The organism is Dyadobacter sp. LHD-138, from assembly GCF_030929615.1.
Taxonomy (GTDB): domain Bacteria; phylum Bacteroidota; class Bacteroidia; order Cytophagales; family Spirosomataceae; genus Dyadobacter.
On record NZ_JAVFVU010000003.1, the window covers coordinates 14,391 to 26,886 of the forward strand.

Here is a 12,496-nt window from a genome sequence, read left to right on the forward strand (position 1 = left end):
TATTAGTCCCCAAAAATCCAGGAGGGATGGTATTATTGTAGAAAGTAAATGTCAGGTCGTTCCACCAAACCCCGTCCGGGTGCCAGATTCGTTGTAATTAGCCACGGAAAAAGTTTTTTGTTGTTGTAAATTCGGTTTCTGAAATGGTTATATCACCCTTTCAGGGTTATGACCTGAATATTTGCACGCATTTTCTACAATAATACCATCCCTTCGGGATTATCCACAAGCTCGACCAACTTTAATGATAAAAATCGCATTGCCCACAATTTTCTTTACTTGAACGAAAACAGCAACGGAAATATAAAAGTCACGATAATGGTCCAGATAACATAAATGGGCAGATAGGCTGAAATAACCTTTCCCACGCTGGCTAACTCAGCCTTTTTTGAAAGTACTTTGAAAAGCTGTGCAGTGACCAGCAGCAGGTTTATTAAAATTAAAGCATTGCCGCCTAAAACCGCAGCTCTGTTCGGCGTAATGCCCCAGGCTGAAATCCTGAACAAAATCGCGGACAACGCAATACCGCTTACAATTACCGTTACAACAGATAAAAGAAACAGCACCCAGGTCCCTGCCCGATTTTCCGTTGTCTTCGAGGTTTCGGCCACAGAAAAGAAAATAATGGCCATAACACCAATTAACAACCCATTAAAAATCTGTAAAAATTCCCGGTCATTATAGGGATCCTTGCCTGAGTAAACCATGGCCACCAGATAAATGGTCAGCATCACTAAAACCAACGGACTGAATATTTTAGCGATCACCGGCGAAACTTTACCGACTAACTGGGGATTGGTCTGTGTAAGATAAGTGCCCACGATTGGTGCAGCGGTCAGTCCGAAAATGCCAACATAATCGAAATAAAATTTTTCGATTTCGAAACCGATCAGCTTGAAAAGATTAATGGTGATAGCCGTCATGATTCCGCCGGATATCAGAATGAGCGTTGTCATCACGATCAGGTCGCCGTTATACCTTAAATAACCAAGCCGTTTCTCCGCATTGTTTCCTTTTTCACCGGCAAAAGCAAAACCCAATATTGCCCATAGAAATAAGAGTAAATGCATGCACGATAAAGTTAACGTATCACTCGTCTTAACATCGGGAAGGAAATTGATAAAAATCGCACTGGCGAGCGTGGAACCGGCTATAAACACAATTTTACCAGTTGATAATTTATTTTTCCAGGCAAAGTAGGTCGATAACAGGGGAAAGGTGATAAAACCGATGTTTCGAAGAAAGAAATAGTCTTCGTCAATCGATAAAAATTTCGGCAACTTTGCGATCATAGCTGCCAGAAAAGAAGCAATGATTACAAATGCCAGGTCCTTACTGCTCCCCCAGAAAACGTCTTCGCTGCCGAAGTTGAGGCGCTCATTCCAAAATCCGGCAAGGGTATTGTCCTTAAGCTCAGGATACAAAGATTTAAATGCGCGCTTAAAAGTTGGTTTGTCTCTCCGATACAACCGCTCAAGGTTTCCGGGATTGTCGAGATTTGATAGGATTTCGTCTTTCATAAAACAGTAAATACGTTTACCTGATAAATAAAAAGTACTTTGCAATACAAAGTAAATGATTTTCAAAGATAATTTCCTAAGCTCTGGCAATTTTTTTTATCGAATTTAAAAACCTTTAAACCAACCCGCTGCTACGGAGCAATCCGCACGGCCCCGTAGTTAAAAGCCCTTGCTTCGTTTGGCATCCATATTTTCTTTGGCACTGCCCATATCCTTTCGTTTGCCGCCTTTATTGAAATTGTAGGTGACTTTCAAAAATACGGGAAGTGCTGATAACTGTATGACTTTCTTCGAGCGACCAGAGAAGGTTCCGGAAGAAATCCTTTCGCCTTGAAAAGTAAAAGTTCTGCCGAATGGAAAAGCGAATGTTAAGCCGGTCCTGAGTGCTTTGGAAAAAGTTTTTTGGAAGGAAATAAAATACAGCGGATCTGCAAAAACAATTTTCTGCATTTCCGGGACAGGGCTGTTGTAGGTGAACTGAGCGGATATTACAAACCCATACGGCAAGGAGGCGTTACCTGACAGGGCGATTTCATACGCTGTTTTTTGCTGGTTTTCCAGGTCATGATAGCGGGCAAGGCTGCTTGCCCGGGTAAATACCCGGAATAGTTTCAAATAGCTTTGCATTTGTATGGCCTGACCGATCGAAAATGTACCCGTCAGCTGGCCGCCATACTGCTGGATTCTCCCTGCATTAAAAAGTTGCGTATACAATTTTTCATTTTCATCTACGCGGGCTAGTTCATTGATAACATCTGTTCTGCTGTGATAAAAAGTGCGAAAGGCGATCCAGCTTTTACCGATACCACGGCTGTATTCCACTCCTGCATTACGGATATCAACCGGCCCCATCAATGGATTTCCGCTGCGGTAAGTATATGGATCTTCCATGACGACATATGGGTTGAGCTGATACAATCCGGGATATTCGAGCGATTTTTGGTAGGTAGCCTTTAAGCTCCTTCCTTCCGCAAGTTGGTATTGAAAGGCTAGATTGGGCAGGAAGTTCGTAAATATCCGGGATTTGGCAGTTTCCAAACCAAGTGTCGCTCTTTCAACACGTATAGCCACATCAGTTGTGAATTTCCCTTTTGAGAACCTGACACTCCCGTGTAATGCCTGGCTGTCACTTAGGTAAGTAAAGCTGCTTGCATTTCTATCCGCAAATCGATGCCGTTTGACCTGAAAACCAGTTACGATTCTTAGGTTCTTATACATTGGGATGGTATAATCGGCCCTGAGGTTGTATGAGTTTTGCAGCGGCTGAATCAAATTGATTTGTGTACTGCCTATTGCAATGTCTGTAAATACATTCTGATTTTTTGCCCGCAGGCCATACAGGCTGCCATCGACGGTGAACTCGCTCCCTTCGCGTTTTCCCGGATTACCCTTATAAAACAGCGCGTAAAAACTGCCAAGATTCTTGTCGTCATCTTCTTTTCGGGTATTCCATGTTTTTTTGGCTGGTCCTTCATAAAGTGTTTCAGCGTAACCGTCCAGCTGTTGGGAGTACGGGTTAAAATAGCCATACAAAGTAATTGAATTCCGCTTGTTTAGCGCGTAGTCAACACCATACTGAAAGCGGTGCGACCAGTTTTTTTGCCTTTCCTTTCGGTATGACGTAATTCTCCTCTCGCCATCGGGGGTATCAATTTCCCTTTGACTTTCTTCCAGAATGTCGAAATACCCCAAAGACCCATTGTATGACACAAACATATCGATTTTATCCCGGCCATAACTAAGCCGGGCCGAAGGAAAAGTGTATATCTGTTTCACGGAAGTAGGCGCTTCAAAATTGACGTTTACGGCCATTCCCCTTTGTTTGTCACTTTTGAGAATCACATTGACCACCCTGGATGCACCACCCTCGTACCGGGTCGGCGGACTTGCCATTATTTCAATTTTATCGATGTCCGCTGCCTGTAATTGATTGAGATATTTTCCGTCCCGCTCCATACCATTCACCAGGAAGATTACATTATCGCTTCCTTCCAAACTGATATTTTGCATGAGGTCAATACTGAATCCCGGCAGTAATTTAAGCAAGTCTACACCGGTTGAAGCAACATCGAGCATCTTGCTGCTGATTTGAAATACTGTTTTGTCGACCTCCGATTTCGCCTTTTCGCGCACCCCCCGAATTGTTACCTCTTGTAAACCCGACTGCCCATACGACAGCAATATGGTGTCCAGATCCAGCACCTGCTCATGCGCCAATTCAATTTCAACACGCTTCTCTGTATAGGCTACCGACGTAAACCGCAGCATGTACCTGCCCCTTAGAATACCAGACAACACGAACCGCCCGTCTTGTAAACTTTGCGTCCCACCCAAAGGCATTGAATCTGTCCGGTTGTATAGGGTTACATTGATAAAGGGAATCGGATTTGGAGCGTCCTCTTCGATTAAAACGCCCTTGACCGAGCCTTTCCAGGTTTGCTGCGCCAGTGCGCAATGCACGGTCAGTAAAAAAAATAAAGCCCAAACAAATGGCTGAGATAGTTTAAAAATGAAATACATATGCGTCCTTTTATCCGAGGTAAATTGATAATCGGACACAAAGGGAGAGAATGTATCTTAATGCGGCAACAGTGTGGGATACTTGACCAGCATTTGACGTCAATGCATTATTGTGCAGCCATTTTTGGTATGAAATGTAACATTTTGTGACGAATGACTAGCGGTTTGACAAGTACAGACGATCAAATTTTTCAATGTTGCTTCGGGATACCGGGATTTCCTCAGTGGTTCCCTCGAGCTGTAACCGATAGCCAGAAGAATTCCCATTATACTTATTGATTTTCATCATATTGACAATGAACGCCCGGTGGGTCCTGACAATAAATGGAATTCCATTGAGCATTTGTTCTACTTCACTGATTGAGTTTCGAATGATTTCTTTTCGGGTCTGTCCGTCCTGCAATAAGTGAAAAACGACATAGTTTCCGTCGGATTCCACATAAATAAGGTCCCCAACGGAGAGTGTCAGCGTCTCACCTTTCAGTTTGGATTTGATCTGCACGATCTGTTCATTGCCATCGCTGTTTACCGGCGCAGCACCAAGAGCCCTGAAGTTAATGAATGCTAAAAACCCATACAAAATAGCACAGGTTAGAAAAACAATCTTGCAGGAGCCCATAAAAGTGTCAAGGTTAAACCGGTTGACCGGATCCTCCATCAAAAAGCCAAATCCATATATAAAAACGCTCAATCCGCCAAGGATTAACAAAATCGCCAAAAATTCCTTTTTTACAGTCCATTGATCCGGACTTGAGAATAACGAGATTCGCCTCAATACGTAAACCAGCAAAATATGCGGCAGTATCATAGCCAACACATATAGTGCCATCGTGGCCTCAAAACTCAGCCTGCCGCTGGGATTAAGATCGAATGGCTTGTAAATTATAACAAACAGGAAGCTGTAAAAGGCCATGAGAACCGAACCATGCACCGGTCTCTGGATCAGATAATTCTGTGGATACCTTTTGTCCATCCACGTGACGTACTTTGTAATCATTTAACCAGGCATTAAACAAGGACACTCCACAGCGCATGGATTCGCAAAGATAGCACTTCGATGTTAAAACGGGAACTTCCTGGTAAAAACACTTATCAACTGAAATTTGCCAGCATTTTCTACTATAATGGCATCCCTTCGGGTTTGTCTTGAAGTTTAACGACTTCAATTTAAGTAGCTGTTGGCAATTAGCTATATGCGATTAGCTCAGTAACCGGATGATTAATAGCTTATTATAAAAATCAATAATATAAACTAATTTTTCACTACTACTTACACAATTCAAATGAAACCTAAACGCTTCGCATATGGATCTAAACTTTCACCTTAAACATGAAAACATGTTTAAGGTGAAAGTTGAAAGATTTTCGACCGTCAATAACCCGGATTCTGTTTCAATACCGGTGCGTTACGATCAATTTCCGTTTGTGGAATTGGCCAGAACTCAAATTTATCTTCGTATTTGCTCTTTACAGTAGGTGCCAGAGGATTCTGAATAAATCCGTTTAGCTTTTTCGTCGCAATTCCCCATCTTCTCAAATCAAAATAACGCTGTCCCTCAAGGGCAAATTCCACCCGCCTTTCATGTCGGATCTTTTCTCTCATATCCGCTTGTGAAAGTCCCGTGGCAAGCGCTGGCATACCCGCCCTGGCCCTAACCTGATTGACTGCGTCCATTGCATTTGATGGCCCACTGGCTTCGTTCTCAGCTTCTGCGTACATGAGTAAAATATCCGCATAACGCAGCAAAACAAAATCGCCCTCATCAATCGCGCCGTAATCCGGGTTGACTAGCGATGGATCAAGCCATTTTTTCACCGCATAAAAACCGTTCGTCCAGCTATCTTTCCCAGGCGTTGCCACCGACAAATCCCCGGTGAATGGCCACCCCTGCTCCTTCGTATCGCCGGGAAAAAAGAAGGTAAGTCGCATACGTGGATCCCTTTTGTCAAACGGATTTTTCGGATCATAAACGGCAGAAGTTCCAATATCCTTGCCGTCAATAGCCTCATATTCGTTAATCAGATCCTGCGTTCCCTGTTCACCCTTCCAGCGCTGAAGGGATACCCCCAACGCAACATCCTGATGCTGCAAATTCGGCTGAAGATACTTTACTGAAAACATGATTTCCGTGCTGCTGTTTTGATCGGGCTTGAAGAAATTCCCCGCATAGCTGGTTGACAGCGCATACTTATTCCCCGCAATAATCTGCTTTGCCAGGGCCGCTGCCTCCGCATATTTTTTCTCATACAACAATACCCTTACAAGATATCCCTGGGCCGAACTTTTAACGACATGCCCATCTTTATAGGCCTTGTCGGGCAAAGAAGCGATTGCTTTGGCAAGATCCTCTTCAATCAGTTTCAACACCTCTGCCTTTTCGGATTTTGCTTTTGTAGATTTAAAATCAATGCCGAACGGATCTTCTGTTGTGATAACCACATTTCCATAAAGCTGCGCCAGCCAGAAGTAATTGAACGCACGTAAAAAATACGCTTCCCCCTGATACTGATTAAGTTTATCTCCTTTCAATACCTTCCCTACATTTGCCAAAAACGTGTTTATCGCCGCAATTGCCTTGTAATTGTTGGCATAATAGCTATAAACAAAGTCACCCGATTGCGCTGTAATTCCCGATGAAAGCGCACTGGTACCACCGCCATAATTGTATTGTCCATAGGAATCGTCGCTGAAATTATCCCATGCAAACACCTGATACTGAGACGTTGCATAACCACCACCCGGGGCATACAAAAAATTATACAGACCGGTCAAAGCCAGGTCAGCATCCGCTTCTGATTTCCAGAAAATAGAAGCCGACAGCTTATCTGGCGGAACCACATCCAGATCGTTGGTGCAGGAGGTGACGGAAACAATAAGTATCAGGAACGTTAAAACAGTATATTTTAGTAAATTTTTCATATTCTCAATATTTTAGGTCCTATTAAAATTGCGCGTTAACACCAAATGTATACGTCCTGTTTTGAGGATAAGCCAGGTAGTTTCCGCTATTCACTCTTTCAGGATCAAGTCCGGGATATTTACTGGCAGTCAACACATTATCGGCAGATGCAAAAAACCTGATCGATTTGATTCTGATCTTGTTGATTACACTTTTAGGTATCGTATAACCCAGCTGAATATTCTTTAAACGGACAAATGAGGCATTTTTCAGGAAATACGTCGAATTGTAGTTCTGAACGGGGGCATAACCGTCGGCGACGTAGATCTTCGGCATCGAATTGCTGTGATTGGAAGGCGTCCACCGGTCGCGCCAGTCTGTCGTCGGTACAGATCCCTGTCTGAAAGGCTCAATCCCCCATCCTCTTACATAGATCTTTTGTCCGATCGAGCCGAAAACCTGGGCCGACATATCAAATCCTTTCCAATCGGCAGATAAATTTATCCCAAGCTGCATGGCCGGATACTTGCCTTTCTGATAGGTGCGGTCTTTGTCATCAATAACACCATCCTTGTTGACGTCCTTAATTTTAAGATCACCCGGTGTAGGCGTAACAGGTTGTTTTGGAGAGACGTTTATTTCATCCTGGCTCTGAAAAATTCCATCCCAGATGTAGACATAAAACTCATCCAGGGCATGACCTTCCTCCCGAATTGAATTGTCAATAATCTCCTTTTTTCCGAATTTTTCCAGAATGTTTTTATAAGCCTGCAAATTCACCCCGAAGTTATATGAGAACCCACGAGCAGTGCGGTCTGCATAGGCCACATTAAGTTCAATTCCTTTGTTTCTTACAGCACCATTATTGATCGTAGGCGCATCCAGACCCAGCCACAGCGGTACTTGCGAACTGCGCAGAATGTCAAAAGTATACTTATTAAAAACATCGGCCGAGAAGGTGACTTTGTTATTGAAAGCTGTCAAATCCACTCCTGCATTAACCGAGCGTGTCGTTTCCCAGGTAAGATTCGGGTCCACAATAGACCGTGCGGCAAACCCTGTGGAAGTTGTTCCGCCAAAAGCATAATTGGTATTGCTCAAAGTTGCCTGATAAGGGTAAGTGCCAATGTTCTGATTGCCCAGCTGACCATAAGAGGCCCGTATCTTCATGTCATTAAGCCAGTTGGCATTTTGCAAAAAGCGCTCCTTCGATATCCGCCAGCCTCCCGAGAAAGAATAAAACAGCCCCCAGCGCGTATCGGATGGTAGACGGGACGTACCGTCGTACCGGATACTTCCGCCCAGCAAGTATTTATCTTTCAAACTGTAATTGGCGGTGGCGTACGCCGAATGAATAGCCCACCGCTCGGAAGTGCCTGCATTGGTTTGTCCATCGGCGGGTCCTGCGTCTAATTCTGTTAAAAGATTGGTCGGATATTGCCGTCTCGATGCCAGTAGCCTACTTGTCTGATTCTTTTCCTGCTGATATCCGCCGAGAATGGCAATTGCATGGTCGCCAAAAGTCTTGTGGTAATTAAGCTGACTATAAAAAACGCTATACATCAAATCATCGCGCCGCACATTAAATCCGGGAGTACCCACATCAAGCAATCCTGCCGAGCTCATATCATTGAAGTAATACATCGGCACTACGGGTCTGAAAGTGCTCGATTTGACATTTTGATAATTAAATCCCGCCTTATTTTCCCATCTGAGACCATCCAGTACATCTACATCCAGCGACATATTTCCCTGTGCGTAGTAGTCTTTCGTATATTGAATGGATTTCTCCTCGACCGTAGCGATGGTATTTTTGTTTCCCTGTTCATTAGGAAAAGCTCTCTTGATCCATTTTCCATCAGCCGTTTTCGGAGGGTAAAGCGGCGACTGCGCCATGGTTGATAAAAACATATCGGTACTCCCATTGCTGGGCGCCTGCTGATCCCCATAACGGAATTGCAGATTTGTTCCCAGCGTAACACGTTTATGAATTTTGGAAGACAGCCCCAGGTTCATGGTGTATTTTTTGTAGCTGAACCCGATCATAACGCCAGGCTGGTCTGTTATTCCCAAACCGACATTAAAAGTAGTCCCATCCTTACTTCCACCCGACATATTCAGAAAGTGGTTTTTAACGTAAGCAGGTTTGAAAAGATCGTCCAGCCAATTGTGATTAGGGTATTTAACCCGGTCGGTCGCATTTTTATACAAATTAATCTGATCCTGCGTATACAGCGGCTGTAAATTCGAATTTGTCCGGGCTTCGTTGGATAGCTCCATAAATTCAGCAGAATTCGTAATGGTCTTCGGGATTTGGGTTGGATTGGAAATACCAATATTAAAGCCGTATCCAAAGGCAAAACCACCGCCATTTCCATTTTTCGTTTTGACCACAATAACACCGTTAGCTCCCCTGGCACCGTAAATCGCTGCGGAAGCTGCATCTTTCAGTACGGTAATGGATTCTATATTATTTGGGTTTAAAATAGCCAGATTACCAGGCAACCCATCTACAATGACCAGAGGTTCATTCCCGGCGTTACTAAATGTGCCCGTGCCTCTTACACGCAACTGAATACCCTCGTTGCCAGGCTCTCCCGAATTCTGTATCACCTGAAGCCCCGGCAGCTGCCCTTGCAGCAAACTAACCGGGTTTGTTGCGACCCGCTTGGTTATGGCTTCTCCCGAAACAGTTGAAACGGCACTGATCAGATTGCGTTTACTTTGCGAATTATAACCCACCACAACCACCTCATCCAGCGCTTTGTTGTCCAACAACAAATTGACATTGATCTCCGTCGCGTCACCGACTTTTACCTCCTGCGTCACATGGCCAACGAAAGAGAATACCAAAATCGCACCCTCCGGGACATCCAGCGCATAAGCACCATTGGCGTCTGAAGAAGTTCCCCGGGTTGTTCCCTTTATGGAAATGTTTACGCCCGGCAGGACTTCCCTGGTATCCGAAGTCACGATTCCCTTTACACGCTTATCCGCGGCATTTTGACCCTGGTTTATCTGCGTGCCATTATCCCGTATGGCACTGCCCGACGACTGCGGAGAAGCGGGCCTGAGAATAACCCGGTTTCTGACAATTTTATAAGAAATGTTATCCGGACTAAACAGCTGATCCAGAACCTCCGCCATCATTTTATCATGGGCAGAAAATGTAACCTTTCGTTCAACCGGAAGTAACTCTTTACTATATACGAATTTAATATTTTGAGAAATTCCGAGCTCCGTCAGTACGGATCGTATCGTTTTTTGCTGGGCCACAACCGAAACTTTCCTAAGCAAAAGCTCCTGGGCATGCGTTTTACCACCGTAAGAATAAGTACAGGCGATAAGCGCGATAACTATTTGTAAAGATGATATTCTCATAAGAAGCCAACAAGACTCTATGATTTCTAGTCTTTTTTTCATTTTTTTACACCTTTTAGATCATTAGTCGATTTAAATGCTCCCAGTATTTCATTTGTCCAGAATGAAACAACCAGGATTTTCCGGGGATGGGGTTGGGACCGAACTATGTTTCCTGCATATTCGGTCCTTTTTAGTTAAGTAGAGTTTGTATTCATGTAGCTGTTGTTAAAGGATAAATTAAAAAAAACGATCAGATAGGCTTGCATCCGGGGCCATTCAGGAAAATCCGCTCTCCCTTTACCTCGTAGCTGGCGTCTATCGCGGCGCATAAAATGTCCAGTACTTCGAACAGATTTTCTATATTCGATGCATCGGCTGTTATGCTGCAATTCGCAAGATTTTTGTTTTCGGGAACAATGGACACGCCATAGGCTTTTTCCAACTGTGAGATGATCGTGGAAACAGGCGTGTCATTATAGTTGAAACGACCAGACTTATAAGCAATTCCTTCCAGCCGTTGCACAACGATGGGTTCTTTCACCAATCCGGTTATCATTTCCCTGCTGTCTGGCGAAAAAGTCACCTTCTTGTTTGGCGTCAGCGTGACCTCCCTGCCGGTCAGGATCGTGCCTTTGTAGTCTAAATTTTCCCGAACTTTAACCAAACCGGTTAAAACCGATACCTCAATACCGCTGCGGCTGTTCCTTTTGATCGTAAAGCTCGTACCGACAACTTTTGTGATGATATGGTCAGAATAGACCAGGAAAGGCTTGCTACGATCATGCGCCACATCAAAAAAACCATCTCCTTTCAAAAAAACTTTACGCTCTCCGCCTTTAAAAACTTCCGGATAAAATAATGTTGATCCGGGATAAAGTGAGACCTCGCTGCCATCAGAGAGTTTTATTAATTTGAGCTTTTGGCTATTGTTAACTTGCTGCACCAACGCACTGATCACCGAGTCGGGAACCTCCGCAATAATCGTCTTCCGTTCCGTAACGGCTTTATAAAAAATAAAACTTGATATCAGAAAAAGAGCCGTGGCTGCAAACTTGAAGTATACCGATTGCCACCACTTTTTAATAACAAATGATTCCTGCACTTCCGGTTTTTCATACATTTTCTGCCGGATAGCGTTCCACATATCCTCTTTCAACCTCAGATTCTCCACTGGTACATCATCAGCCTTGGCATGATTAATGGAATCATACCAAAAATCCATCACCTGTTTCTTGATCGGGTTAATCGTTCCGTTCTGATAACGATGTAACAGCCGGTAAAATCCTTTCCAACTCTTGTGCATGTCTGTACCTTAACGTTAAAAACAGAATTGTTCCTATGTGTAAGTAGACTTGCCAGGGTACCAGCCACAAATAATTTTATTAAGTATTGGAAAGTTTATACTAAACAATGCATTTAATCTAAAATATATTAAAATATTTATATAAAATTTCACAGCCTTTGTGACAGCAGATATTGGGATAAAAGCAGAAATATGTAAATGTCATAATCCTGCAATTGGATGCGAAGCGTTTTTAATCCCTGGCTAAGATGATACTCCACGGATCTTGTTGATATTTTCAGCATTTTTGCGACCTCTCCGTTGGACTTATGTTGTATCTTACTCAACTCGAAAACAACCCTGGTTTTTGGAGGCAAAAGGTCAATACAGGCTATCAGTAGCTGATTTAGGTCGTTGTATGCCAGCTCTTCCTCCGTGTCCCAAGCAACTTCCGACATGTTAACGAAGGCAAATTTGTCATAATTCCTCCGGACTATTTCTTTTTTGAAAAAATCCAGGACTTTAAACTTAACCGCACGATGAAGATAATTCTCTAATTCGCCGATGCACACGGTTCCATGCCGAAGCCATAAATCAAGGAAAATGTCCTGCACGATTTCCTTGGCCTCATCCGGCACTTTGATTTTGTTCAGCGCGGCCCTGTAAAGCCTATGCCAGTACCGATCATAGATTTGCTCGAATGCATATTCATCTCCCTGTTCTAACCTCTCAACTAATAGCTCATTGCTTATAAAAATACTTTGCATACGCTTGACGTGATGATGATAATTTTGCAAACTAACTTTACCCGCAGACTTTCCACCGGACAAGCACTTTCATATGCCCGTTAAAGAAATAATCTTAGCTAGAAGACGAAGACCAAAATATACTACTCGCTCTAGTCCATCATC

7 protein-coding genes are annotated in these 12,496 nt (G+C 43.6%); all 7 read right to left on the reverse strand.

From position 1 onward, the window contains the following. Positions 1-275: 275 nt before the first annotated feature. Positions 276-1,520: a hypothetical protein gene (locus RB622_RS01695; protein ID WP_308044755.1), complete on the reverse strand. Its 1,245-nt coding sequence runs from the start codon at positions 1,518-1,520 to the stop codon at positions 276-278. Positions 1,521-1,679: 159 nt separating this feature from the next. Continuing rightward, positions 1,680-4,040 carry a TonB-dependent receptor gene (locus RB622_RS01700; RefSeq protein ID WP_308044756.1) on the reverse strand — a complete coding sequence of 787 codons (2,361 nt, stop codon included), beginning with the start codon at positions 4,038-4,040 and terminating at the stop codon, positions 1,680-1,682. Positions 4,041-4,197: 157 nt separating this feature from the next. After that, entirely contained in the window at positions 4,198-5,037 is an 840-nt protein-coding gene (locus tag RB622_RS01705) for a LytTR family DNA-binding domain-containing protein (protein WP_308044757.1), read from the reverse strand. 375 nt (positions 5,038-5,412) lie between these two features. Further along, positions 5,413-6,960, reverse strand: coding sequence for a RagB/SusD family nutrient uptake outer membrane protein (locus RB622_RS01710; protein WP_308044758.1), 1,548 nt, complete (start codon positions 6,958-6,960; stop codon positions 5,413-5,415). Positions 6,961-6,982: 22 nt separating this feature from the next. Then, the gene (locus tag RB622_RS01715; RefSeq protein ID WP_308044759.1) at positions 6,983-10,321 is read right to left on the reverse strand and encodes a TonB-dependent receptor; all 3,339 of its coding nucleotides are present in this window, start codon (positions 10,319-10,321) and stop codon (positions 6,983-6,985) included. Between the two features lie 232 nt (positions 10,322-10,553). Then, positions 10,554-11,606 (reverse strand): FecR family protein, encoded by a 1,053-nt coding sequence (locus tag RB622_RS01720; protein WP_308044760.1) that lies wholly within the window; start codon positions 11,604-11,606, stop codon positions 10,554-10,556. Between the two features lie 149 nt (positions 11,607-11,755). Further along, a complete protein-coding gene (locus tag RB622_RS01725; protein WP_308044761.1) occupies positions 11,756-12,352 on the reverse strand; it encodes an RNA polymerase sigma-70 factor in 597 nt (198 codons plus the stop codon). Positions 12,353-12,496 lie beyond the last annotated feature (144 nt).

Excerpts from the sequence above, each read along its gene's own strand:
- RB622_RS01695 (WP_308044755.1), bottom strand. The coding sequence starts at position 1,520 with ATGAAAGACGAAATCCTATCAAATCTCGACAATCCCGGAAACCTTGAG.
- RB622_RS01700 (WP_308044756.1), bottom strand. The coding sequence starts at position 4,040 with ATGTATTTCATTTTTAAACTATCTCAGCCATTTGTTTGGGCTTTATTT.
- RB622_RS01705 (WP_308044757.1), bottom strand. The coding sequence starts at position 5,037 with ATGATTACAAAGTACGTCACGTGGATGGACAAAAGGTATCCACAGAAT.
- RB622_RS01710 (WP_308044758.1), bottom strand. The coding sequence starts at position 6,960 with ATGAAAAATTTACTAAAATATACTGTTTTAACGTTCCTGATACTTATT.
- RB622_RS01715 (WP_308044759.1), bottom strand. The coding sequence starts at position 10,321 with ATGAGAATATCATCTTTACAAATAGTTATCGCGCTTATCGCCTGTACT.
- RB622_RS01720 (WP_308044760.1), bottom strand. The coding sequence starts at position 11,606 with ATGCACAAGAGTTGGAAAGGATTTTACCGGCTGTTACATCGTTATCAG.
- RB622_RS01725 (WP_308044761.1), bottom strand. The coding sequence starts at position 12,352 with ATGCAAAGTATTTTTATAAGCAATGAGCTATTAGTTGAGAGGTTAGAA.